This is a genomic window from Geodermatophilus sp. YIM 151500, assembly GCF_025716945.1.
Lineage (GTDB): Bacteria > Actinomycetota > Actinomycetes > Mycobacteriales > Geodermatophilaceae > YIM-151500.
Genome location: NZ_JAOVZT010000001.1, coordinates 521,161 through 544,107 on the forward strand (window position 1 = coordinate 521,161; position 22,947 = coordinate 544,107).

Annotated in this window: 26 protein-coding genes and 1 riboswitch; of the genes, 9 read left to right on the forward strand and 17 right to left on the reverse strand. The window is 75.1% G+C overall.

Features of this window, described 5'->3' with window-relative positions:
• The first annotated feature begins 18 nt into the window (after positions 1-18).
• The 3 genes from OF117_RS02370 (at position 19) to OF117_RS02380 (ending at position 2,897) form a co-directional block, all read left to right on the forward strand.
• Positions 19-840, forward strand: a complete 822-nt coding sequence (locus OF117_RS02370) for a DeoR/GlpR family DNA-binding transcription regulator (RefSeq protein ID WP_263551185.1) — start codon at positions 19-21, stop codon at positions 838-840.
• A gap of 67 nt (positions 841-907) precedes the next feature.
• Positions 908-1,951 carry an alcohol dehydrogenase catalytic domain-containing protein gene (locus OF117_RS02375; protein ID WP_263551186.1) on the forward strand — a complete coding sequence of 348 codons (1,044 nt, stop codon included), beginning with the start codon at positions 908-910 and terminating at the stop codon, positions 1,949-1,951.
• Between the two features lie 46 nt (positions 1,952-1,997).
• A complete protein-coding gene (locus OF117_RS02380; protein ID WP_263551187.1) occupies positions 1,998-2,897 on the forward strand; it encodes a class I fructose-bisphosphate aldolase in 900 nt (299 codons plus the stop codon).
• A gap of 61 nt (positions 2,898-2,958) precedes the next feature.
• Here OF117_RS02380 and OF117_RS02385 read toward each other — a convergent pair whose 3' ends face one another.
• The 3 genes from OF117_RS02385 to OF117_RS02395 all read right to left on the reverse strand — a co-directional run bounded on the left by OF117_RS02385 (position 2,959) and on the right by OF117_RS02395 (position 6,634).
• Positions 2,959-3,927: a TIGR03557 family F420-dependent LLM class oxidoreductase gene (locus tag OF117_RS02385; protein ID WP_263551188.1), complete on the reverse strand. Its 969-nt coding sequence runs from the start codon at positions 3,925-3,927 to the stop codon at positions 2,959-2,961.
• A 104-nt stretch (positions 3,928-4,031) separates the two neighbouring features.
• On the reverse strand, positions 4,032-6,395 hold the full coding sequence (locus tag OF117_RS02390) for a SpoIIE family protein phosphatase (protein WP_263551434.1): 2,364 nt from the start codon (positions 6,393-6,395) through the stop codon (positions 4,032-4,034).
• Positions 6,281-6,634: an STAS domain-containing protein gene (locus OF117_RS02395; RefSeq protein WP_263551435.1), complete on the reverse strand. Its 354-nt coding sequence runs from the start codon at positions 6,632-6,634 to the stop codon at positions 6,281-6,283. The genes OF117_RS02390 and OF117_RS02395 overlap by 115 nt, the downstream gene beginning before the upstream one ends.
• Positions 6,635-6,693: 59 nt before the next feature.
• Between OF117_RS02395 and OF117_RS02400 the strand changes: the two genes are divergently transcribed.
• Positions 6,694-7,146, forward strand: a complete 453-nt coding sequence (locus OF117_RS02400; protein WP_263551189.1) for an ATP-binding protein — start codon at positions 6,694-6,696, stop codon at positions 7,144-7,146.
• 124 nt (positions 7,147-7,270) lie between these two features.
• Here the strand turns inward: OF117_RS02400 and OF117_RS02405 are convergent, their stop codons facing one another.
• From OF117_RS02405 to OF117_RS02430, 6 genes are all read right to left on the reverse strand, one after another.
• Positions 7,271-7,939, reverse strand: a complete 669-nt coding sequence (locus OF117_RS02405; RefSeq protein ID WP_263551190.1) for a hypothetical protein — start codon at positions 7,937-7,939, stop codon at positions 7,271-7,273.
• Between the two features lie 32 nt (positions 7,940-7,971).
• Complete coding sequence (locus tag OF117_RS02410; protein ID WP_263551191.1) at positions 7,972-8,922, reverse strand: D-2-hydroxyacid dehydrogenase family protein; 951 nt, start codon at positions 8,920-8,922, stop codon at positions 7,972-7,974.
• A gap of 115 nt (positions 8,923-9,037) precedes the next feature.
• Positions 9,038-9,208 (reverse strand): hypothetical protein, encoded by a 171-nt coding sequence (locus OF117_RS02415; protein ID WP_263551192.1) that lies wholly within the window; start codon positions 9,206-9,208, stop codon positions 9,038-9,040.
• A gap of 81 nt (positions 9,209-9,289) precedes the next feature.
• A complete protein-coding gene (locus OF117_RS02420) occupies positions 9,290-9,613 on the reverse strand; it encodes a DUF202 domain-containing protein (protein WP_263551193.1) in 324 nt (107 codons plus the stop codon).
• Between the two features lie 19 nt (positions 9,614-9,632).
• Positions 9,633-10,016, reverse strand: a complete 384-nt coding sequence (locus tag OF117_RS02425; protein WP_263551194.1) for a YidH family protein — start codon at positions 10,014-10,016, stop codon at positions 9,633-9,635.
• On the reverse strand, positions 10,013-10,813 hold the full coding sequence (locus OF117_RS02430) for an enoyl-CoA hydratase/isomerase family protein (protein ID WP_263551195.1): 801 nt from the start codon (positions 10,811-10,813) through the stop codon (positions 10,013-10,015). Before OF117_RS02430 ends, OF117_RS02425 begins: the two co-directional genes overlap by 4 nt.
• A 446-nt stretch (positions 10,814-11,259) precedes the next feature.
• A riboswitch (cyclic di-AMP (ydaO/yuaA leader) is annotated at positions 11,260-11,415 on the forward strand.
• Positions 11,416-11,427: 12 nt separating this feature from the next.
• Between OF117_RS02430 and OF117_RS02435 the strand changes: the two genes are divergently transcribed.
• Both OF117_RS02435 and OF117_RS02440 read left to right on the forward strand, forming a co-directional pair.
• On the forward strand, positions 11,428-11,949 hold the full coding sequence (locus tag OF117_RS02435) for a C40 family peptidase (RefSeq protein WP_263551196.1): 522 nt from the start codon (positions 11,428-11,430) through the stop codon (positions 11,947-11,949).
• Between the two features lie 137 nt (positions 11,950-12,086).
• Positions 12,087-13,136, forward strand: coding sequence for a transglycosylase domain-containing protein (locus tag OF117_RS02440; RefSeq protein ID WP_263551197.1), 1,050 nt, complete (start codon positions 12,087-12,089; stop codon positions 13,134-13,136).
• A 9-nt stretch (positions 13,137-13,145) separates the two neighbouring features.
• Here OF117_RS02440 and OF117_RS02445 read toward each other — a convergent pair whose 3' ends face one another.
• Positions 13,146-13,733 (reverse strand): TIGR03086 family metal-binding protein, encoded by a 588-nt coding sequence (locus tag OF117_RS02445; protein ID WP_263551198.1) that lies wholly within the window; start codon positions 13,731-13,733, stop codon positions 13,146-13,148.
• 73 nt (positions 13,734-13,806) lie between these two features.
• Here OF117_RS02445 and OF117_RS02450 point away from each other — a divergent pair, with 73 nt between their 5' ends.
• Positions 13,807-14,721 carry a carbohydrate kinase family protein gene (locus OF117_RS02450; RefSeq protein WP_263551199.1) on the forward strand — a complete coding sequence of 305 codons (915 nt, stop codon included), beginning with the start codon at positions 13,807-13,809 and terminating at the stop codon, positions 14,719-14,721.
• A 40-nt stretch (positions 14,722-14,761) separates the two neighbouring features.
• Here OF117_RS02450 and OF117_RS02455 read toward each other — a convergent pair whose 3' ends face one another.
• Entirely contained in the window at positions 14,762-14,923 is a 162-nt protein-coding gene (locus OF117_RS02455) for a hypothetical protein (RefSeq protein ID WP_263551200.1), read from the reverse strand.
• Between the two features lie 105 nt (positions 14,924-15,028).
• Here OF117_RS02455 and OF117_RS02460 point away from each other — a divergent pair, with 105 nt between their 5' ends.
• On the forward strand, positions 15,029-15,547 hold the full coding sequence (locus OF117_RS02460) for an HAD domain-containing protein (protein WP_263551201.1): 519 nt from the start codon (positions 15,029-15,031) through the stop codon (positions 15,545-15,547).
• Between the two features lie 3 nt (positions 15,548-15,550).
• On the opposite strand, the gene OF117_RS02465 is transcribed toward OF117_RS02460, so the two are convergent.
• The 5 genes from OF117_RS02465 to OF117_RS02485 all read right to left on the reverse strand — a co-directional run bounded on the left by OF117_RS02465 (position 15,551) and on the right by OF117_RS02485 (position 20,048).
• Entirely contained in the window at positions 15,551-15,865 is a 315-nt protein-coding gene (locus OF117_RS02465) for a DUF3303 domain-containing protein (protein WP_263551202.1), read from the reverse strand.
• Between the two features lie 99 nt (positions 15,866-15,964).
• Entirely contained in the window at positions 15,965-16,924 is a 960-nt protein-coding gene (locus OF117_RS02470) for a D-2-hydroxyacid dehydrogenase family protein (RefSeq protein ID WP_263551203.1), read from the reverse strand.
• A 119-nt stretch (positions 16,925-17,043) separates the two neighbouring features.
• Positions 17,044-18,006 carry a histone-like nucleoid-structuring protein Lsr2 gene (locus OF117_RS02475; protein WP_263551204.1) on the reverse strand — a complete coding sequence of 321 codons (963 nt, stop codon included), beginning with the start codon at positions 18,004-18,006 and terminating at the stop codon, positions 17,044-17,046.
• Between the two features lie 40 nt (positions 18,007-18,046).
• The gene (locus OF117_RS02480; RefSeq protein ID WP_263551205.1) at positions 18,047-18,538 is read right to left on the reverse strand and encodes an NUDIX domain-containing protein; all 492 of its coding nucleotides are present in this window, start codon (positions 18,536-18,538) and stop codon (positions 18,047-18,049) included.
• A 295-nt stretch (positions 18,539-18,833) separates the two neighbouring features.
• A complete protein-coding gene (locus tag OF117_RS02485; protein ID WP_263551206.1) occupies positions 18,834-20,048 on the reverse strand; it encodes a cytochrome P450 family protein in 1,215 nt (404 codons plus the stop codon).
• An 86-nt stretch (positions 20,049-20,134) separates the two neighbouring features.
• Here OF117_RS02485 and OF117_RS02490 point away from each other — a divergent pair, with 86 nt between their 5' ends.
• Entirely contained in the window at positions 20,135-21,403 is a 1,269-nt protein-coding gene (locus OF117_RS02490) for a hypothetical protein (RefSeq protein ID WP_263551207.1), read from the forward strand.
• 304 nt (positions 21,404-21,707) lie between these two features.
• On the opposite strand, the gene OF117_RS02495 is transcribed toward OF117_RS02490, so the two are convergent.
• Entirely contained in the window at positions 21,708-22,232 is a 525-nt protein-coding gene (locus OF117_RS02495) for an HNH endonuclease signature motif containing protein (RefSeq protein ID WP_263551208.1), read from the reverse strand.
• Positions 22,233-22,947 lie beyond the last annotated feature (715 nt).

A 22,947-nucleotide genomic window follows, 5' to 3' on the forward strand; every position in this document is an offset into this window, starting at 1 on the left:
TTTGCTCATCGAGTTGACATGAGCGGTCCCGAGGGCCGGCTGCCGGCACACGTGCGGCGGGAGCAGATCGTCCAGCTGCTCGTCCGCCGCGGGGACCAGCCGCTCCCCGTCGAGGAACTCGCCGCGACGTTCGGCATCTCCCCGGCGACGGCCCGCCGCGACCTGGAGCAGCTCCGCGGCGAGGGCCGCATCACCCGGACCTACGGGGGCGCGGTGCTGGGCGCGGCCTCGGCCGAGCAGTCCGTGCGGCAGCGGGAACTGAGCCATGCGGCCGAGAAGGACGCGATCGCCCGGGTCGCCGCGGACCTCGTCCAGCCTGACTCCGTCGTCCTGCTCGACGCCGGCAGCACCACGGAGCGCCTGGCCCGGCAACTGCGCACCATCCCCGGGCTGACCGTGGTCACCAACGGCGTGGCGGCGACGACCACCCTCCTGGAGTCCGGCGACACCGAGATCGTCGTGCTGGGCGGCCGGCTGCGACGGATCAACCAGACCATCAGCGGATCGACGGCCGAGCAGATGGTCCGCGGTCTCTACGCGGACGTCGCCTTCATCGGCGCCGACGCGGTGGACCCGCGGCGCGGGATCGCCTCGCGCACGCTGGAGCAGAGCGTCCTCAAGTCCGTGATGGCCGAGCACGCCCGCACCGTCGCCGTGGTCGCCGACTCGACCAAGCTCAGCGGCGGGTGGACCTCCTACTGGTCACCCCTGCAGCGGCCGTGGCTGCTGCTCACCGACGACGGCGCCGATCCCGGCGTCCTCGAGTCCTTCCGGACGGCGGACCCCCACGTCGAGGTCGTCGTCTGCCCGGTCGCCACGACCGGGACCGCCACCGGCTGAGGCCGGCAGCGATCGAACCCGCCGCGCGCGCGAGCGCCCGTCCCCGGCCGAACTGGAGTCGCGAAGCATGAAGCAAGCCGTCCTGCACGCCCCGCTGGACCTCAAGGTGGAGGACGCGGACGTGCCCGCCCTGGAGTCCGGCGACGTGCTGCTGCGCGTCGAGAGCGCCCTGGTGTGCGGCACCGACGTCCGCATCTTCGAGGGGCGGAAGAAGCGCAACGTCACCTACCCGACGGTGATGGGCCACGAGTTCTCGGCCACGGTCGTGGACTCGGCCGGCGTGCTGCCCGACGGCGTGTCCGAGGGAGCCCTCGTCTGCGTCTACCCGCTGCTCCCGTGCGGCGAGTGCGTGGCCTGCACGCGCGACCACCCGAACATCTGCCGCAACCGCGTGGCCTTCGGATACCAGCTGGCGGGTGGCTTCTCGCAGTACGTGCGCGTGCCCGCCGCCGCCGTCCGCGCGGGGAACCTCGTGCCCGTCGGGACCGCCTCGCCGGGTGCCGGTGCCCTCGTCGAACCCCTGGCCTGCGCCTACAACGGGCAGCGGCTCGCGTCCGCGGCAGGAGCGCCGTCGATGCTGGTGAGCGGCTGCGGCCCGCTCGGCCTCATGCACATCCGGCTGGCCCGCCAGCTCGGCGTGCAGCGGATCGCCGCCGTCGACCCGATCGAGCAGCGCCGCGCGGCCGCCGCGACCTCCGGCGCCGAGCTCACCCTGGCCCCGGGCGAGGACGCCGCCCGGCAGGTGCTCGACTGGACCGGCGGTGCCGGTGTCGACGTCCTGGTGATGGCCGTGGGCCGCACGGACGCGCTGCACCCCTACCTGGGCGTCCTCGCCCCCGGCGCCCGCGTGAGCGTCTTCGCCGGCTTCAGCGGCGAAGGCACCGCCCTGGAGATCCCGGCCAACGACATCCACTACAACGAGTGGACCGTCGTCGGCGCCTCGTCCTGCCGGCTCGACGACTTCCAGCAGGTCGCCGGCCTCGTCCGGTCCGGAGCGCTGCAGGTGGACGACCTCGTCGGCGCCCAGCTGCCGATCGACGAGGCCGTCGGTGCCATCGAGCTCGCCGCCTCCGGCCGGGACATGCGCGTCGGCATCGCCCCCTGGGCCTGAGCCTCCCTCCCCTCCATCCCACCCCTGCGACGACTGAGGACCCCGCATGACCGCCACGTTGAACCCGGCCGCCCCCGCCGGCTCGTCCACGTCCCTGCCCGACGGTCGCCTGCCCCGCGGCCCGCTGCAGATCACCCCCTACGGCAGCACCGCCGCCCTCGGCCGGGCCATCCGGCTGCGCCGGATCTTCGGCGAGAGCGGGCGCACCGTGACCGTGGCCCTCGACCAGGCCGTGCCGCGGGGCGTGGCACCCCGGCTGGCCGACATCGGGCCGACCTACGCCGCCGTCGCGTCCGCGCGGCCCGACGCGATCACGATGTTCAAGGGCCTCGCCGCTGCGGTGCTCGCGCACAACACGACGCCCGTGCCGTTCATCATGAAGGCGTCCACCTTCTCCGTGGACTTCCACCTGACCCGCGAAGCGACCGTCGGCACGGTGGACGAGGCGCTCCGGCTGGGTGCCGACGCCGTCGCCGTCGGCATCAGCGCCGGCTCCGCGCACCAGGTCGAGGGCTTCTCCGAGCTGGCCGCGATCACCGCGCGCGCCTCCGAGGTGGGCCTGCCGGTCGTCTGCCACGCCTACCCGAGCGGCGAGCTCTGGGCCGAGGACAAGAAGGGCAGCACCGAGGCGGTCCTGTACGCCGCACGGGCGGCCGCCGAGATGGGCACCGACATCGTCAAGACCTGGTACACCGGCTCGACGGCCGAGTTCGCCAAGGTCGTCGAGGGCGTGCCGGCCATCGTGGTGGCGGCCGGCGGGGCCAAGGCCGACAACCCGCTGGACGTGCTGCGCCAGGCCGCCTCCGTCGTGGAGGCGGGGGGCTACGGGGTGACCACCGGACGCAACGTCTGGGGAGCGGCCGACCCGGCGAAGATGGTGCGTGCGCTGCGGGCCGTCGTGCACGAGGGCGAGCGGCCCGAGACGGCGGCCAAGCTGCTGGACTGAACGACCGACGGACCCGCCCCCCGGCCGCGTGGTGCCCGGCCGGGGGTCGGGTCCGTCCGCGTCACGAGGACGGCGTCAGCGACCGCACGCGTTCGATCAGCTCCTTCTCGCAGACGTCGAGGAAGCCGTCCGGGTCCGGCCCGGCGTTCATCAGCACGACGTGGTCGAAGCCGGCGTCGACGTAGGGCTGCGCCTGCGCGACGTGCCGGTCGAGGTCCGGGCCGCAGGAGAACTGCTGCTTGATGTCATCGAGCTTCACCGTGCTGCTGGCGGCGTCGAAGTTCACCGGGTTGGGCAGCTCGCTCATCACCTTCCAGCCGGTGAGCGCCCACCGGGTGGTGTCGAGCGCGGCCTGCGCCGCGGTGTCCTCGTCGGGCGCCCAGGCCATCGGCACCTCGGCGTACGTGGGCCCGTCGCCGCCGGCGCCGGTGTAGGCCTCCACCAGGTCGCTGCGCGGCTCGGTGGCGAACAGCCCGTCGCCGAGCTCGGCGGCGATGGTCGAGGCCATCTCCCCGCCGGTGGCCACCGCGATGACCGGCGGGGTGTCGGGGAGGTCGAAGACCCGGGCGTCCTCGAGCTGCAGGTACTGGCCGTCGTAGGACTGGTAGCCGCCCTGCCACAGCAGCTTGATGATCTCCAGCGCCTCGCGGAGCATCCGGTGCCGGATCCGGACGGCGGGCCAGCCCTGCCCCACCACGTGCTCGTTGAGCCGCTCACCGGCACCGATGCCCAGCGTGAACCGGTTGTCCGACAGGATGGCGACGGTCGCCGCGGCCTGGGCGACGATCGCCGGGTGGTACCGGATGATCGGGCAGGTCACGCCGGTGGCCAGGCCGATGCGCTCGGTCCGCGCGGCCATCGCACCCAGCATCGACCAGGTGAAGCCGCTGTGGCCCTGGTTGTCTAGCCACGGGTGGAAGTGGTCGCTGAGCTCGACGAAGTCGAACCCGGCCCGCTCGGCCCGGACCGTCTGCTGCACGATCTCGGCCGGGCCGAAGGCCTCGGTGGCGAGCTTGTAGCCGACCTGCATGACGATGGTTCCCTCCGCCGGTGGGTGCACGGGCGCCGGCCGGCGACCGCGGTGCACCCCGGCGGTGCCCGACCGGCGCGCCGGGAAACCGGGCGCGGGCGGGGTCAGCTGCGGCCCAGACCGACCAGCGTCACGTCGTCGGTGTCGGGCGGGTCGAGGGCGGCGAGCACGTCGTCGAGCAGCTGCTGCGGCTCCGCGGACGCCGTCGCGACGGCGGCGCGCAGCGCGTCCAGGCCCTCGGTGAGGCTCGCGCCGCGCCGCTCCACCAGGCCGTCGCTGTACAGCAGCAGCCGGTCGGCCGCGCGCAGCCGAACCCGCGACGCGGTGTAGCCGGCGGTGTCGAGCAGGCCCAGCGCCGGGCCGCGGCCGTCGGTGAGGTAGTCCGCGCCGTCCGGCGTGCGGCGCAGGACCGGCAGGTGGCCGGCGCTGGCGACGGCCACCTCGCCGCTGGACGGGTCGAGCTCGGCCACGACGGCGGTCGCCAGCTCGCCGGGCAGCAGCGCGGCGACCAGCTCGTTGAGCGCCTGCAGGGCCGCGGCCGGGCCGAGGTCGCGCAGCAGGTGGGCGCGCAGCGCGTGGCGCAGCTGGGCGGTGACCGCCGCGGCGGCCAGGCCGTGCCCGGCGACGTCCCCGAGCACGACCGACAGGCGCCCGCTGGGCAGCGGCACCAGGTCGTACCAGTCGCCGCCGACCACGTCGGCGGCGCTCGGCCGGTACCGCGCGGCCAGCCCCACCCCCGGGACCTTGGGCAGCTCCTCCAGCAGCAGGGTGCGCTGCAGGGTGACGGCGAGCCGGTTCTCCTCGTGCGCGCGGGCGCGCGCGGCCTCGGTCACGGCGGTGGCCAGGGCGCGGGCGGCGGTGACCTCGTGCGCGCGCCACGGGCCGGCGGTGCCGCGGACGGTCTCGCTCCACCGCTCGAACGACCGCCGCGGGGACAGCCGCGGGCCCTCGGCGTCCTCGGTGACCTCGCCGTCGTGCGGATCGCCGCCCCAGACGACCTCCCGCAGCGTCTCGGGCCGGAACCAGGCGAGGAAGTCACCGGGCCCGCCGCCGGCCCGGACGACGAGCACGCCGCTGGCGGTGGCGGCCAGATCGGCCGCGTCCGGCACCACCTGACCCAGCGCGTCGGTGACCCGGACGCCGGGCTCGTCCTCCGCGCCCGAGGCGAGCAGCGCGGTGACCAGCGGCGCCACGCGGTCGGCCGGCGGCGTCTCGCCGAGCAGCACCAGCCGCCCGTCGAGCCGCACCGCGGCGCCTCCCGCGGGCAGCAGGTCGAGCACGGTCGGCCCGCCCTCGGTGAGGGCCCGCGCCGGGGCGCGCGGCGAACGGCCGACGGCGGCGACGAGCTCGGCCTGCCGCCGGGCGACGCCGACGACGTCACCCGTCTCGACCTCCGCGACCTTCGTGTGCAGCAGCAGCGACGCGGTCCGGCCGAGGAACTCCGCCGCCGTGCGATCCGCGTAGGACGGCCGATGCGGGCCGCTGTAGGAGTGGCAGGCCACCAGGCCCCAGAGCCGGCCGCGATCGATCAGCGAGATCGACATCGAGGCGACCACGCCCATGTTGGCCAGGTACTCCAGGTGCACCGGCGAGACGCTGCGCAGCATCGCGCCGGAGAGGTCCAGCGGACGGCCGGTCAGCGGGTTGGTGGCCGGGTGCAGCGGCACCGGCGCGTAGCCGGCGTCGGGGATGAGCCGCAGCCAGTTGATCGCGTACAGCGCGCGGGCCTGGGCCGGGATGTCGCCGGCCGGGTAGTGCAGGCCCAGGAAGGGTTCGAGGTCGGCGCGCCGGCTCTCGGCGACGACCTCGCCGTTCCAGGCGGCGTCGAACCGGTAGACCATCACGCGGTCGAAGCCGGTGAGCGCCCGGACGTCGCCGGCCAGGACGTCGGTCAGCTCCGGGAGCGTCTCGGTCGCCGAGAGCCGCTGCAGCACCGTCGGCAGCCGCCGGTGCCAGGCGACACCGACCTCCTCCGCGCCGAGCACCGGCTCCCACTCGGTGATCAGCAGGCCGTCGGCGCGGTGCAGCACCAGGTCGACGTCGGTCTCCCCGACACGGAGGCGCACCGGGTTGACCTCGGCCAGGTCGCCCGGCAGGACCACCCGCAGCCGGGCGCGGGCGGCGGGGGCGAGCAGCTCGTCGAGCCGCCGGCCGGCGGGGTCGGTGCCGAACAGCGCGCCGGCGTTGGCCGAGGTGACGACGACGGTCAGGTCGGGCTCGGTGACCGCCAGCAGCACGCCGTGCGGCTGGACGGCGCCGGGTACGGCGATCGGCTCGTCGGCGCAGCGGAGCAGTGCCTCGTCGGGGATCCGACCGGCGCCGCCGGTGCCCCCGCCGCCGGCTGGCCGGCCGGCTATGACGGGTCCCCGTGCCGCCGGCCCGGTGGCAGGCTCTCCACGACGGGCACGACGGAATCGACGTCGAGCAGGTCGAGCACCAGCCGCACCGGCCCGTTGTCGCGCGGGCAGAGCAGTTGCACGGTCACGCCGTCGGCCTGCCCCTGCCGGCCCAGCCGGACCAGCTGCCGGGCACCGGAGGAGTCGAGGAACGTCGTGGCGGAGAGGTCGACGACCAGCGCGGCGGGCCGTCCGGCCAGCTCGGCCGCGCCGGCGGCGGCCAGGACGGGCGCCGTGGCGATGTCGAGCTCGCCGCGGACGACGAGCGCCGGGCGGCCGGAGACCGTCGTCCGCTCCACGTCGAACAGCACGACCGTTCCCTCCTCCCGCCGGCTTCTGGGAGAGTAGCCGCACCCGTCTGCGAGGTCCCATGAAGATCGACTTCACCGTCACCCTGCCGGTCGACGTCCACAGCGTGCCGTTCGTCCGCGGGTTGTGCCGGGAGGCGCTCGAGCACATGGCGGTGGAGCGCCGCACCATCGACGAGGTCGTGCTCGCACTGACCGAGGCCTGCGCCAACGTGGTCGACCACGCCGGCGGCGGGGCGTACGAGGTGCGGGTGCGGATCGGCGACGACGCCTGCCGGATCAGCGTGCTCGACGCCGGTGCCGGCCCCGACGCGGCGGAGACCCGCGACCCGCCCGGTGCCGACGCCGACGGCGACTCCCGGGCGGAGCGCGGGCAGGGCCTGCTGCTCCTGCAGGCGCTGGTCGACCAGCTCGACTTCGTCCGGGAGCCCGACGGGCGGCACCGGGTGATGCTGGAGAAGCGGCTGACGCCGCGCGCGCCGCTGCGCCTGCTCGACCGGCCGGACCCCTCCTGACGTCCACCGGCATGGCGACGTCGGAGGCGGCACGACGGCTGCGGACGGTGCTCGCGGGCGGCAGCTACGTCGAGGGGCCGCGCTGGCACGCCGGCTCGTGGTGGGTGTCGGACTGCAGGTGCTGCTAGCGGTCACGCGCGGCGGGAGCGCCCCCGGACGGGCCGGCGGCGTCGTCCGAGCCCGCCTCGTCATCGGCGTCGGCGCCGCTGCCCCGGTCGCGGGCGAGCAGGAAGGTGGCCCCGCCGAGGAGCAGGCCGGCCAGCACGGACGCGCCGACGATCGCCGGCGTCCCGACGTCGCCGAGCAGGTCGGTGAGCAGCACCCGGGACTCCGACGTCGGGTCGGCGAGCACGACCCCGACGAAGACGGCGACCAGCAGGCCCGCGGCCACGGCGAAGACGTGCGAGAAGCGGCCGGTGAACCCGAACCGCTCGCGGACCTCGCGGGCGGCCCGGACGATGCGGCGGGCACGCAGCACGCGCAGGGCGCCGACGGTGCGCACCAGCCGCAGCACCTGCACCGGCCCGACGGCGAGGACGACGGCGACGAGCACCACGACGGTGAGCGCGATCAGGCCGACGTGCCCGCGGATCCACGCGCGGCGGTCCTCGGCGACGGCGACCAGGACGACGGTCTCGGCGACGAGCACCACACCGCTGGCGATGTCGACGACGCGGCCGGTCGCCCCCCACACGCCCGGGGCGATCGCCAGGAACATCGCCGGGATGCTGGTGAGCGCGGCGACGAGCACCGGCAGGGCGAGCCGCCGCTGCCAGCGCTCCTCCCGGCTCACGGCCGCCACGCTAGTGCGCCCCGGCCCGACCCTCAGGCGAGGCGGCGGACCGGGTCGCCGGCGAGCCAGGCGGCGACGTCCTCGACGGCCTCGCGGAAGTAGACCGCGTACGAGCCCGTCGTGACGTAGCCGAGGTGCGGGGTCAGGACGGCGTTGCGCAGCTGCCGGATCGGCGCGTCGGGCGGCAGCGGCTCGACGTCGTACACGTCGACGGCCGCGCCGGCGATCCGCCCGCCGCTCACGGCCTCGACCAGCGCGGCCTCCTCGACGATCGGGCCGCGGCTGGTGTTCACGAGGTACGCGGTCGGTTTCATGAGCGCCAGCTCGTCGCGACCGATCAGCCCGCGGGTGCGGTCGGAGAGCTTGAGGTGGATCGTCACGACGTCCGAGGTCGACAGCAGCTCGTCGCGCTCGACCCGCCGGACGCCGACCTCGGCCGCGCGCTCCTCGGTGAGGTTCTGGCTCCACGCGACGACGTCCATCCCGAAGGCCCGGCCGACCTGGGCCACCTTCCCGCCGAGCCGGCCCAGGCCGACCACGCCGAGCCGGGCCCCGGCCAGGTCGGTGCCGACGGTGTGCTGCCAGCCACCCGCCCGCACGGCGGCGACCTCCTCGGGCACGTGCCGGACGGCGGCGAGGATCAGCGCCCAGGTGAGCTCCACGGTGCTGCGCGCGCTGGAGCCGGTGCCGCAGACCACGACGTCGTGGTCACGGCAGGCGTCGAGGTCGATCGAGGCGTTCTTCTCCCCCGTGGTCACGAGCAGCTTCAGGTTGGGCAGCCGGGCGAGCACGCCGCGCGGGAAGGGTGTCCGCTCGCGCATGGCCACGACCACGTCGAACGGGTCGAGCCGGGCGACCAGCGCGTCCTCGTCGGCGACGTGGTCGGCGAAGGCGACCACCTCGGCCTTCTCGGGCAGCGCCGACCAGTCGGCGTGGTCGGCGGAGACGGACTGGTAGTCGTCGAGGACGGCGATGCGCAGCACGCCGCCGTGTGTACTGCACCCCGTGACCGGGCGCGGACCCGGGACGGGCGCGGACGCGACCGCGCCCCCGCCCGCGGCGTGCGGGACGGGGGCGCGGTGAGCCGGGCGGGAACCCTCAGACGCGGCCGCTGCGACCGGGCGGCGGGGTGCCGGGCCCGTGGCCCCGGTTCTTGCTCGTCAGGTCGTTGACGAACTTCTTGATCTTGGCCTGGTTGTGCGGCTTGCGGGCCTCGTCGATGACCTTCTTCGCGATGCCGGCCTTGGCCGCCTTGCTGAACAGCCCCATGTCGGCCTCCTTCCGTCCGTTCCGGGCCGCTGACATGCCCGGAGGGCGGCGGTGCCAACCGTGACCGTCACCTCTCCGTGATCAACCGACCGCGCGGACGGCGACCAGCGCCAGCGCGGCCACCCCCAGGGTCACCGTGGCCGCGGTCAACAGCAGCACCGCGCCGGGGGCCGCCCGTACCCGCCCCTGCCGGAGCCGCTGCTCCTGGACCCACGAGACCCCGAGCGCGCTTCCCGCGCCGAGCACCGTGACCGCGACGGCCCCCGGCCCGTGGTCGGCGGTGAGCCGGAGGGCGAGCAGGGCGCAGGCGGCGAGGGCGAGCGAGGTGCGGGTCCACGCCTTGTGGGTGCGCTCGGGCTGGGCGCCCGGGTCCCACAGCGGCCGGCCGCGGCCGAGCACCTTCACGACGACGCCCGCGACGCGGTCACGCCGGGGTGAGCAGGCCGACGAGCAGCACCACGCCGGCGACCGCCAGGGCCAGCGCGAGCACCGGACCGATCGCCAGGCCGGGCAGCGACCGGCCGTCCCGCAGCGCCCGCTCGCTGAGCAGCCACCGGCGGAAGGCGATGACCGCCAGCGCCGCGCCGAGCAGCAGCAGCCCGGCCGCCAGCCCCTGCCGCACGCCGGGGCGGAGCACGTCACCAACGAACGCCTCCAGGCCGATGCCGGCGGCGAGCAGGGCCAGCGCGGTCCGGATCCAGGCGAGGAAGGTGCGCTCGTTGGCGAAGGTGAAGCGCGGGTCGGGGTCGGTGCCGCGGGCCATGAGCCGGCCGACCCAGCCCCGCGGCCGCCGATCCGGACCGGTCACCGACCCTTCCACCGCGGCGCGCGCTGCTCCAGCCGGGCGGCGATGCCCTCGGCGCGGTCCTCGCTCGTGTAGGGGTCCGGGCCGACCTCCAGCCGCAGTGCCTGCCACAGCGGCATGTCGGCGGTCTTGACCACCGTCTCCTTCATCCGGCGGACGGACACCGGTGCGTTGGCGGCGATCCGCCGTGCCAGGTCGAGCGCGGCGTCCAGCAGCTCGGGCGCCGGGACGACGCGGTTGACCAGCCCGTGCCGGACCGCCTCGTCGCTGGTCATCGGGTCGCCGGTGAACAGCAGCTCCAGCGCCAGACCGCGCGGGACCAGCTTGGGCAGCAGCACCGAGCCGAAGTTGGCGCCCATGCCGATCTTCGCCTCCGGCAGGCCCATCGGGATCCCCGGTGCGGCCAGCCGGATGTCGCAGGCCAGCGCCAGCTCGAAGCCCCCGGCGACGGTCGCGCCGTTCAGCGCGGCGATCGTGGGCTTCGGGCACTCGGTGACCACCTCGAGGAACGACCGGGTGGTGCGGTGCATCGGCGAGCGGAACCGCTCGCCGCGCGCGTCGAGCTCGCGGATCTCCTTGAGGTCGAGGCCGGCGCTGAACGCCGGCCCGGTGCCGGTGAGGACGACGGCACGCACGTCGGGGCTCTCGCCGGCGTCGAGGAACTCCTCGACCAGGTCCTCCTGCAGCGCGGTCGACAGCGCGTTGCGCCGCTCCGGGCGGTCGAGGGTGAGCAGGCGGACGTGCTCGCGGCTCTCGACGACGAGTCCGGACGTACGGCGCCTCGGTTCGGGGTCGGGCATGGCTCTCCTCGGGGTCGTCGTCCGGTCGGCCCATCCTGGCGCGTGCCCGGGACCCCGTCCGGCCGGACCCACCTGCTGTGAGATCGACCACGTAGCGTCACCGGCCGAGGGGGGCGTCGTCCACGGCCCGCTCGCGGCCCGCTGGCAGTGGTCGTGAGACCTGCGTCACTGACGCAACGCCAATCGCGCTTTACACGGAGTCATGCCGTGCGGCGTGTCGCGATGTTACGCAGCGTCATGTCGTTACCTGACCGAGACCTGGCCGCCCGGTGACGAGTTACGGAACTCCACTGGTGGAGCGCGCAATCATCTCCCTTCACCGGGCGTGACCGGATTGCGCACAACTCCCTCGATCGTCGTCCGGTGGCGCTCGCAACCTCATCGCTCCACCCCCTACGGTCGTCGCCGTCCGTGCCGGGGTCCTCGCCGCCGAACCGTGGTGGCACCCGCCGGACCCGCCGAACCGGGGCGACGACGACGTCCGCCCGGACCGGGGACCCAACCGCAGCACTGGGGTGAAGCGCGCCCGCACACGGGCGCGCCGGGCGACTCCCCCGCCCGAACCCGTCAGCTAACTCGGTAGGCGGCCGTGGAGAACAGGAGAACCCGTCGTCTTGACGACCCCCCGTACCACCCCTGCTCGTCGCACCGCCCGCTTCGCGCGCCGCGCCGCGCTCGCGCTGGCCGCCGGCACCGGCATCGCCCTCGCCCCGATGCCCGCGCAGGCGGCTCCGCTCGCCCAGGCCACCGCGCCGTCCGCCGAGCTGCCGTGGGCCCCCACCCACCAGGCGCAGGTCGCCGTCCAGACGGCGCTCGCCCAGCAGGGCGACCCGTACGTGTGGGGCGGCGGCGGCCCGAACTCCTTCGACTGCTCGGGCCTGACCCAGTTCGCCTACGGCACCGCCGGCGTTGGGCTGCCGCACTCGTCGCGGATCCAGGGCACCATCGGCCGCGACGTGGCCAAGCGGGACCTGCTGCCCGGCGACCTGGTCTTCTTCTACAGCCCGATCGGGCACGTCGGCATGTACATCGGCAACGGCCAGATGGTGCACTCGCCGTCCGCCGGCAAGTCCGTGCACATCACCAGCGTCGACAGCGTCCCCGGCTTCAACCACGCCCGCCGCATCGTCGGCTGATCCGCCGCGGGGTGCCCCGACCGCTCGGGGGGTCGGGGCACCCTCGCCGCGCCGTTCCTCCGCGGCGGTGACACGGCCGGTCCGGCCGGTCGCCGACCTACGATGACCCTTCGCGGCGTCGGCGGGAGGGGCACGGGGTGACGCACGTACCGCCGGGACGGTCGACCGGTCCGTACGGGTACGGGCCGCCGTCCGACCCGCCCACCCGGGTCTTCCCGCCGGCCGGCCCGGCGGGCGAGCCGTATCCACCCGGGCCGCCGTACCCGCCGGGTGCCGGGCAGCCGCCCGCGTACCCGGAGCCGGAGGAGCGCCGGCACCGCCGGTTCGGCCGGCGCGGGCGCGGGATCGACGTCGAGGAGCGGCCGCCGCGCCGCCGGCGGCGCCGGGGGCTGCTCCGCCGGGTCGCCAAGCTCCTCGTCCTCGTCCTGGTGGTGCAGGCGCTGGTCGTGCTGTCCCTGCGCTGGATCACCCCGCCGACGACGGCGTTCATGTGGGCCAACCCGGCCGGCGCGGTGTACGAGTTCGTCGCCGTCGAGCACGTGTCGCGCAACTTCCTCGCCGCGGTGATCGCGCACGAGGACCAGCAGATGCCCTACCGCGAGGGCGCCTTCGAGTGGGAGCAGCTGCGTGACCGCGCCACGGCGCACCTGGCCGGCCAGGAGGACCCGCACGGTTCGACCATCCCGCAGCAGCTGGCCAAGAACCTGTTCCTCAACTCCGAGATGAGCGCCTGGCGCAAGGCCGTCGAGGCCGGCCTGTCGGTGGAGGTCGCCGCCATGCTCGACGACCGCCGGGTGCTGGAGCTGTACGTCAACTACGCGCAGCTCGGACCCAACCTGTACGGCATCTGCGCGGCCAGCTGGTACTACTTCGACACCCCGCCCTCGACCCTGCTGCCCGAGCAGGCGGTGCAGCTGGTGGGGCTGCTCCCCTCCCCCGGCCACGTGCAGCGGGCACCCGGCGGCGGGCTGGACTTCGAGGTCGACGACGGCCTGGGCTGGCTGTCGCGGTCGCACGTGATCAACGCCCAGAACCGGGTGCCCCGGCACCTGGCGGAGCGGGGTTTCCAGCCGGTGGAGGACGCCGGCATCCCCGGCCTCGCGGCCGACCAGCCGCCCTCGGACGACGACTGCTCGGCGCGGCCGGACGAGGTCGCCGAGCTCGTCGCGGCACAGGGCACCGCCTGACCGACCCTGTCACGCCGGCGGGGTCCAGGCCGGGTCGCGACCGGTCTGCCCGAGCAGCCGGTCGAGCACCGGTGCGTCGTCCGGCACGGGGACGACGGGCCCGTACATTCCCCTGCGGGCCTCCGGGTCGCCGCGGCCGAAGTCGCTCGCGAAGTCGAGGCAGACCCGGGCGTCGGCCGGGTCGACCGAGTAGGGCTGTCCGGTGGCGACGGCGAGGTCCCAGCCGTGGACGACGACCTCGTCGAGGGCCACGACGCCCATCGCGCCGGCCGGCATGCGCACGCCGCCGGCCTCGGTCGTGCCCTCCCACGCCGCCGGGTCGCGCCACGCCTCCGCGAGCGCGTCGAGCTGGGCGGGCAGCCGCTCCCGCCAGTCCGGGGCGAGGTCCTCGGCGGAGAACGACGCCCCGCCGGGCGCCGGCTGCTTCTCCGCGGCGAGCCGGAAGGCCAGGGTCAGGCCGACGAGGTGCTCGAGCAGCCCGGCCACCGACGTCCCCTCGTCCGGCGTCGGCGCGGTGAGCTGGTCGTCCCGCACGCCGGCCACCACGCGGGCGACCTCCGTCGTGGCGCGCGTCAGGTCGAGAGTCTTGGTCTCCACGCCGGTACCGACCGGTCGCCGTGCTCGGACTCATCGGTCGGCACCATCTCGGCGGTCCGGGCACCCTGTCCCCGTGGCGCCCGAGCCGCTGCCCGGCTGGCCGCGCCCCGCCGGCCGGGGGCCGGTGGTGGCGCTGGGCAAGCTCGTGGCCGACTCGCTGCTGGAGCTGTCCGCGCCGCTGGTGGTGGGCGGGCAGCAGCGCGTCGTGCGGACGACGACGGCGGGTGGCGCGCCGGCCAACGTGACGGCGAACCTGGCGCGGCTGGGCGTGCCGGCGCGGCTGGCCGGCTGGGCCGGCGCGGACCCGCTCGCCGACGGGCTGCTGGCCGCGCTGGCCGGGCGCGGGGTGGAGACGGCGGTGGTGCGCCGCGGCCGGACGCCGCTGTCGACGGTGCTGGTGCACCCGGACGGCGAGCGGACGCTGCTCACCGACCGCGGCGAGGGCGGGCTCGAGCCGGCCGACGTCCGCCGCTCGTGGCTTGCCGGGGCCGCCGTCGTGCACCTGGACGGCTACGACCTGCTGCCCGGCCGGTTCCCCGAGGCGGTCTGGGCGGCGGCGTCCGTCGCGCACCGCGCCGGCGTGCCGGTCGGCGTCGACGTGGCCGCGGCCTCCCGGATCCGCGACCACGACGCGGAGGCGTACGTCGAGCTGCTCGCCGGGCTGCGGCCCGACGTCCTGTTCTGCAACGCGGCCGAGGCCGCGGCCCTGGGGCTCGACGGTGACCTGCCCGGGTGGGCGCCGGAGCTGCTGCTGGTGCACGCCGGCGCGGAGCCGACCCGGGTGCTGTCGCGGGCGGGCGTGGCCGAGGTGCCGGTGGATCCGCTGCCGGAGGGCCTGCTGCGCGACACCACCGGCTGCGGCGACGCCTTCGCCGCCGGTGTGCTGGCCGGGTGGCGCTCCGGGTCGTCGGTGCTCGACGCCGTCCGCGCCGGTCACGCGGCGGCCGCGGTGGTGGCCGGCGTGGTCGGCGCCCAGCCGCCACCGTGACCGCGGGGACGTCAGCGCGTCGCAGGACCTCCGTGCCGGCTCACAACCACTCGACCAGGCCGGGCTCTGCCCAGTCCGCGGCCTCCCGGTTCGCGTTGGTCTCCAACCAGCTGCGGAGGGCTGCGGCCACACGCGGGAGGCCGCTCGACGTACGGGGCCGGCGCCGGGCGTTGACCAGCAGCAGCCCGGCAGGCGACGGCATGGACTCCACGCGTCGGCACGAAGCCGACGCCCGCCGTCCGGTCCAGGACGCGCACGCGGTGGCAGTCTCGGACGTCGTCCGGCCCGCCACTCCGAGGAGCTCCGCATGACGCCGAGCAGCGACGTCCCGATCCTGCTGCTGGACGTCGACGGCGTGCTGAACGCGGCCAGCCTCGACCTGCCGGAGGGCTGGGAACGCGGGATCTTCAACGGCTTCCTGCTCTCCTGGGACCCGTCGGTCACCGCCCGGCTGCGGGAGCTGCACGAGTCCGGCCGGGTCGAGATCCAGTGGCTCACCACCTGGGCGGAGAACGCCGACCGGCTGCTGGCCGAGCCGATGGGGCTGCCGCGCGGGCTGAAGGTGCACGCGCGGCAGGGAGCCGCGCCGACCGGGTTCCTCGGCCGGCTGGGCGGCGCGTCGGGGTGGTGGAAGCTGGCCGCCGCCCGCGCGGTCGCCGAGGCCGAGCCCGACCGGCGCATCGTGTGGATCGACGACGACCTGGCCGAGCAGGCCGCCGACACCGGGGACTGGCTGGCCGCGAACCCGCACGTCCTCGTCGTGGCCCCGAACCTGTACGCCGGGCTCACCCACGAGCAGCTCGACGAGATCGAGGCGTGGCTGTGAGCGCTATCCGCTGCGCAGCGAGTCCCGCCATTCGATGCCGCGCGTCTCGGCGGCGACGGCGTCCATGACGTCGAGCACCGGCTCCACCGTGAAGGCGAACGGCGCGTAGACGGTGGTGAGGTAGTGCAGGTCGGCCGGCTCGTCGGTCTCGATGACGGCGTAGCCGCCGAACTCGCCGACGCGGACGACGAACTGGTGGAAGACCAGGCTCTTCGGCATCTCCCACACCGCGAACACGCCGAGGATGCGCTTCTGCGCCGCCTCGTACTCCGCTGCCGACCCCGTCGGTCGCTCCCGCCAGGTGACGACGTACTTCATGCCGCTCTCCCCTCGGACCCCGTGGACGGGCGGAGGGTCCCGACGCGCGGAGCCGGCACGCAAGGAGAACTGCTCCGTCCGGCGCGGTGGTCCGGCCGGTCAGGCCGGCGACATCACCCGGACCGGCGCGCCGGCCAGGAACGCGAGGACGTCCTCCACGGCCTCGCCGTGGTAGATCGCGTAGCTGCCGCGCGTGCCGAAGCCGATGTGCGGGGTGAGCACGACGCGGCGCAGTTCGCGGAGCGGGTGCTCGACCGGCAGCGGCTCCACGTCGAACACGTCGAGGCCGGCGCTGGCGATGCGGTTCTCGCGGATCGCGTCGACCAGCGCCCGCTCGTCGACGATCGGGCCGCGCGAGGTGTTGACCAGCACCGCGGTGGGCTTCATCAGCGCCAGCTCGTCGCGCCCGACGAGCCCGCGGGTGCGGTCGGAGAGGACGACGTGGACGGTGACGACGTCCGCCGTCCGGAACAGCTCGTCCTTGCCCACGCGGCGGACGCCGACCTCCGCGGCGCGCTCGTCGGTGAGGTTCTGGCTCCAGGCGACGACCTCCATGCCGAACGCCTGGCCGATGCGGGCCACGCGCTCGCCGAGCCGGCCCAGTCCGATGACGCCCAGCGTGGCGCCGTCGAGGTCGCCGCCGACCGTGTGCTGCCACCCGCCGGCGCGCACCGCGGCGTCCTCCTGCGGGATGTTGCGGACGGCGGCGAGGACCAGCCCCCAGGTGAGCTCGACGGCCGGGGTCGCGAGGTTGCCGGTGCCGCAGACGGTGACGCCGCGTTCGTTCGCGGCGGCTACGTCGACGGACTTGTTGCGGACGCCGGTGCTGACCAGCAGGCGCAGGTTCGGCAGGCGCTCGAGCAGGGAGCGCGGGAAGGGCGTGCGCTCGCGCATCGCGACGACGATGTCGAACGGGGCCAGCCGGGCGGCGAGGGCGTCCTCGTCGTGCACGTGGTCGGCGAAGACGACGACCTCGGCGTCGGGGACCTGCGACCAGTCCGCGAAGGTGGTGGCGATCTGCTGGTAGTCGTCGAGGACGGCGATGCGATGCACCGCCACGGTTTACTACAGCGGAGCTCCCTCCTCAGCGGCGGCTCCGCCGGGTCGGTCCAGGAGGTTGGTGGATACCGGCGAGGGGGACGGCCGAGACCGACGGCGTGCTGAGTCGGGCTGTCGCTTCAGGCCGACTCGTCGTGGAATCGGCGCAGCAGTTCGGCCGGGATGCGACCGCGGTCGCTGACCTCGATGCCCTGGGCCCGGGCCCACGCGCGGACCTCGGCCGGCGACGCCGGTGCGTCGGGCACCGCCCCGCCGGGCGCGAAGGACGCTTCGAGGTCTTCGGTGGACCGGGCCGCGCCCACCTCGGCGAGACAGGCCCCGAGCCAGCGGTAGGTCCACTCCTGGGCGAGCGGCCGGCTCTCGCAGAAGACGATCGGCACGGCCGGGAAGCGGGCCTGCGCCTCGGCCAGCACCTCGGCGAGGCGCGCGCCGGGCTCGTGCGGCAGCTTGAAGAGTCGGCTGTAGCGGTCCTCGACGACGACGGCGGCCCGCGGGAGCGCGGTGAGGTCGGCCAGCGCGTAGGTCAGCTTGCCGGAGAGGAGGCTGCCGGCGAGGTCCTCGAGGGTCTTGCGCTCGACGGCGGCGACCACCCGTCCGCCGAGCTCGACCGCGTAGTCGCCCGCGGCCAGCCGCTGGCGCCTCGTCGTGGCCTGCTGGGAGCCGAACGCGTAGGGGTAGCGCTCGCCGGTGTCGACGAGGATGTCGAGCACCTGGCCGTGCGCGCGGGCGGTGGGCAGGTGGACGCCGGGGCGGGCCTGCTTCGCCGTCCGGGGCGACTGCCAGAAGATGACCTCCCGGCCGCGGGCGCGGGTGATGACGAGCTGGGAGCGGTTCTCGCGGGCGCGGGTCAGCACGAGGTCGATCGCCGGGCCACGGCGGGAGCAGGACCGGACGGTGTGCCGCTCGAGGATTTCCGCGTCGTCCGGCCAGCCCTCGGCGCGGTGGCAGTAGACCTTGCTCGCGCGTGGCCACGGCTCCCTGGCCTTGAGCACGACGCCGGTCGGGCCGAGCGGCACGCGGACCAGGTAGGGCAGCCGCGAGTCGGGGTCGGGGTTGCGCGCCACGATGAGGTCGTCGACCACGCCGCCAGGGTGGCACGCCGCCCGGGCTCGACGACGCCGGTCAGCTCGTGTCCTCGGACGCGCGGACGGCCGCCAGGTGCTCGAGGAGGCGGTCGAGCAACGGGACCTGTCCCGCGACGAGCTTGCCGCGGGCCTCGTCGACCGGGAGCCAGGCGGCGCGGTCGACCTCGGGGAACTGTTGGATGCGGCCCGACCGGGGCGGCCATTCCAGCTCGAAGGTGTTGCTGGACGTCGTGGCGGCGTCGAGGTCGCCCTCGGCGGCCCAGACGGTGAGCACCTTGCCGCTGCTCTGCCGCACCTCTCCGAGCGGCACCAGCTCGGCGGCCGGGACGGGTGAGCCGAGCTCCTCCTCGAACTCGCGACGGGCGACGGCGAGCGGGTCCTCGTCGGGGCCGTGCTCGCCTTTCGGGATCGTCCAGGCGCCGGCGTCCTTGCGGGCCCAGAACGGCCCGCCCATGTGCCCGATCAGCACCTCGGGGTGGCCGGCGGGACCGATCCGGTGGAGCAGGATCCCGGCGCTGCGTCTCGGCACGGCACCAGCCTCCCGGACGGCCTGGGACGTCGCGCGATCGGCTGGCGGTCAGCCGCCTCGTGCGAGACGTCTCACCGTGCCGAACACGTAGATGACCGAAAGCACGAAGAACAGCGCGCCCACCGCAGCTCGCACCTGGTCGTCGGTCATACCTGAGTGCCTGGCGATCGGCCCGGCGACGGCATCTCCGACCTTCGCTCGCCACCCTTGGAGGCCGGCCTTGCCGAACGAGACTGGGTCCATGGACACCTACTACCCGTCGGGGCCCTCGGAGTAGACCGCGCCGTCCCCCGTGTCAGCGGAGCCTGACCGGTAGGTGGGTGAGGCCGCGCATGAGGATGCTCCGGCGCCAGGTCAGCCCGTCGGGGTCCGCGGCGAGGGCCAGGTCGGGGAAGCGGCCGAGCAGCGTCCGGAACGCGACCTCGCCCTCGAGCCGGGCCAGCGGAGCGCCCAGGCAGTGGTGGATGCCGTGCCCGAAGGCCAGGTGGCCGGCGTCGCGGTGCAGGTCCAGCTCGTCGGGCGCGGGGTAGCGGTCCGGGTCGCGGTTCGCCGACGCCAGGGACACCAGCACCACCTCGCCCGCCGGGATGGTGCTGCCGCCGACCTCGACCGGCTCGGTGGTGTGCCGGAACGTGGCCAGGTTGACCGGCCCGTCCAGACGCAGGAACTCCTCGACCGCGGCGGGGACCAGCGTGGGGTCGGCGCGCAGCTCCGCGAGTCGGTCGGGACGGCGCAGCAGCGCCAGGACGCCGTTGCCGATGAGGTTGACCGTGGTCTCGTGGCCGGCCACCAGCAGCAGGAACGCCATCGCGACGGTCTCGTCGGCCGACAGCCGGTCGGCGTCCTCGGAGGCGGCCACGATCGCCGAGAGCATGTCGTCGGCCGGCCGGGCCCGCTTCTGCGCGACGAGGGTTGAGAGGTAGTCGGCGATCGCCAGCCCGGCGGCGGTGCGGTCGGCGGCGGTGCCGTCCGAGGCGAGCAGCGTGTTGGACCAGCGGCGGAACGACGTCCGCTCGCCCTCGGGCACGCCGAGCAGCTCGCAGATCACGGCCATCGGCAGCGGGAAGGCGAAGGTGTCGAGCAGGTCGACCTCGGCCGGCCCGGCGGCCATCCGGTCGGCGAGGCCGGCGGCGATCTCCTCGATCCGCGGCCGCAGGGCGGCGATGGCCCGGACGGTGAAGGCCCGGCCGACCAGCTTGCGCAGGCGGGTGTGGTCGGGCGGGTCGGAGCTGAGCATGTGCCGGGTGAGCTCCTGGGCGAACACGGCGCGGGCCTCGGGCGGCACCGGCTGGCGTTCCAGCGCCTGCGCGAACCCGTCCGCGTCCTTCGCCAGCCGGGGGTCGGTGAGCAGCTGCCGGACGTCGTCGTAGCGGGTCACCAGCCAGACCGGCAGGCCGACCGGGGTGACCGCGCGGGCCACCGGCTGCTCGACGCGCAGCCGCGCGTAGAGCTCGTGCGGATCGGCGAAGAAGGCCGCGTCGAGCGGGACCACCGGGGTGGAGACGTCCATCGCCCGAGGCTGGCGGCAGTGTGCGCCATCCACCAGGTACGGAGGTCCCGGACCGGCGACGGGTGAGGCGCACTAGCCTGCGGTGGATGGCGAAGCGGGCGAAGCGCAGGGGCGGCGCGGGCAAGGGTCCGCGCCGGGCCGGCCGCGGTCGCCGTCCGCAGCAGCGCCGGGCTCGGGAGTCGTCGGCCGACGGCCTGCTCACCTCGATCGAGGCAGCCCTGGACGCCGACGAGCCGCTGCCGCTCCTCGGCCTCGCCAGCACCGCGCTGCACTTCCTCGACCCGCGCAACGACCTGCTCCGGCAGGGCCGGACACCGGACGAGTCGATGGACACCCTGCTGGCCAACCTGTTCGCCGCGCCCATCCCCGAGACGTCGGCCCTGCTGACCGCCGTAGCGACGCTGGCACGGGACGACGAGCTCCGCCGGCGGGTGCGCCGCGAGGTGGCCGATCGCGGGGACGTCCTCCCCCGCTGGCTGGTGCAGCTGGCGACCTCGCGGCCTGCCCGGGTGCTCACCGTCGAGCACGTGCTGGGCGACGGCGACCAGTTCCTGCTCGGCGTCGAGCTGCCCGACGGCCGCCCGCTGACCGCGTCCGTCTACGTCGACCACAACCTGGGCACGGTCGTGAAGGACGCCTTCGTGCTGCCGGCCGGGCCGGACGCCGTGGTGGACGTCCTGCGCGACGAGTTCGACGCCGACACCACCGTGCGCGAGCTCGACCCGGCCGACGCGCGGGCCCGGCTGACCGAGGCGATCGACCACGGGGCGCACGTCTACCCGCCGCTGGAGAGCGACACGTGGCCGAGCAGCCGCCCGCTCATCGAGTGGATGGTGGGCCTCCTGCCGGAGGGCGGCACGGGCTACTCGCGTCCGGAATCGACGCCGGAGCAGCGGCAGGAGTTGGCCGCCCGGTTCCTCGCCTCGCCGTTCGCGGCGGACCTGACCGTGGACGACGACCTGCGGGAGCTGCTCGACGACCTTCTTTGGTTCGGCACGGACTACGGCCCCGGCGACCCGCTGCGCTGGAGCCCGGTCAACGTCGAGATCCTCCTGGCCGACTGGATCCCGAGAAAGATCATCGCGGAGGTGTCGCGGCTGGAGCGGGCCCCGGAGTTGTTGCGGGCGCTGATCCGCTACAGCCATGACGAGCGCGGCATTCGCGAGGAACTGACCACCGAGACGCTGGACGCCGTCGACGAGTGGGAGACGGAGTACCAGGAGGCGATCCGGACTCCCCGGCTGCAGGGCCCCGAGGCTCTGCTCGCGCGGATGGGCATGCTGGACGAGGACGAGGCCCTGGCCGCTCGGCAGGAGGACACGGATGCGGACGACGAGTCGCCCGACCGCGGATAGCGCTCCGCGTGCGCTGTGGACGAGGCAGCGCATCCCACAGCGCCGTCGACGTCCTCGACGAGGTCAGTGAGGCGATCCTGGTCGTGCGCCGAGGGACCGCTGCCCTGCGCTACCTGCGGACCGCCGGCCACCCGGCAGGCTCGCGCGGCCGCCTACGGGCGCGGACGCAGGCATGCGCAGCCGCGGACCACGGCTCGTGCGGACGCAGGCAGCCGCGGCCGCTGGCAGGCGGGGATCCCGGCCTCCGGGGAGCGGGCTCGTCGGCCGGTGGTCTGACCGGGGGGAGGGCGCCGAACGGCGGAGGTCAGACGAGCAGCGGTGGGCTGATCGTGATCTCGGTGCCGTCGGGCCGGTAGGTGCGCCATCGGCCGCCGGGATCTCGCTGGACCCGGAAGCCGTGGTGGACCTTGGTGTGGTGACGCTCGCAGAGCAGCGCCGAGTTCCCGACGCTGGTCACGCCTCCGAGCACCCATTCGATCAGGTGGTGGACGTCGCACCAGTGCTTGGGCGCCGCGCAGCCGGCGAACACGCAGGCCCGGTCGCGCAGCTCGACCGCCTTGCGGATGTGCGGCGGGACGACCCGCATGGTGCGCCCGACGTCCAGCGGGAGCCCGTCGGGGTCGAGGAGGACGCGGATGACGCTGCCGTCGCACGCGAGGCTGCGCGCACCTGCGGCGGAGAGCGGGCTGCCGAAGGCCGTCGTCGCGGCGCCCGGCCCGGTCGTCGCGTCGAAGAAGTCGACCGCCGGCACGGTGACGACGATGGTGGGCTTGACGGTGCGCAGGATGGGCAGGTCGCCGGACGCCAGCTGGTTGTCGGCCAGCTGCACCAGCGCGTCGGCGAGCTGCGCGCCCGGGTGCGCCCGTCGCCCTTGGGTCGGTTGGCCTGCACGATCGACTCGATCGCGGCCATGAGCTTCTCCCCGCCGATGGCGTCGAGCTGGCCGCGGATCAGCACCATGCCGTCGCCGTAGGGGGCGATGGACAACGCGCGGCATTCGGTCGGGTCGGGTTCGGGACCATCGGTGTCGAGGCGCGCGAGGTAGTGCCGGACCGCGCCCTTCAACCGGGCGACCGACCCCTCGGCGGCGAGCGTCGCGAGCGTCCGGTCGACGTCGCCGAGATCGACGCCCTGCTCGCCGGCGGCCGTTCTCCTCGCCTCGTCGGCGATGGGTGCGACGACGTCGACCTGGTCGGTCGTGACGGCACCAGCGGCGTAGGCGGCAGCGACCGCCGGCAGGTGCTCCAGCGCGCGGCCGTTGCGGACGAGCTGGGCGGCCGTGCCGGGCGCGGCGTGACCTCGGCCGCGCAACCACGACTGCATGGTGGCCATGCCGTCGAACTCGGCCGCCGAGGTCATGTCGGCCTCGCGGATGGTGCGGGTCAGCTCCGCGTCGAGGCGGTTGCGCGCGGCGAGCAGCTGGGCGGCGCGCTCGAGCAGCTGGGGGCCGAACATGCCGTGGAGGTCGTCCGCGGCGAGCGCGTCGAGTGCCGACTGCAGTTCGCCCACGACCCCTCCTTGCTTCGATCGAATGTTCGAACGAT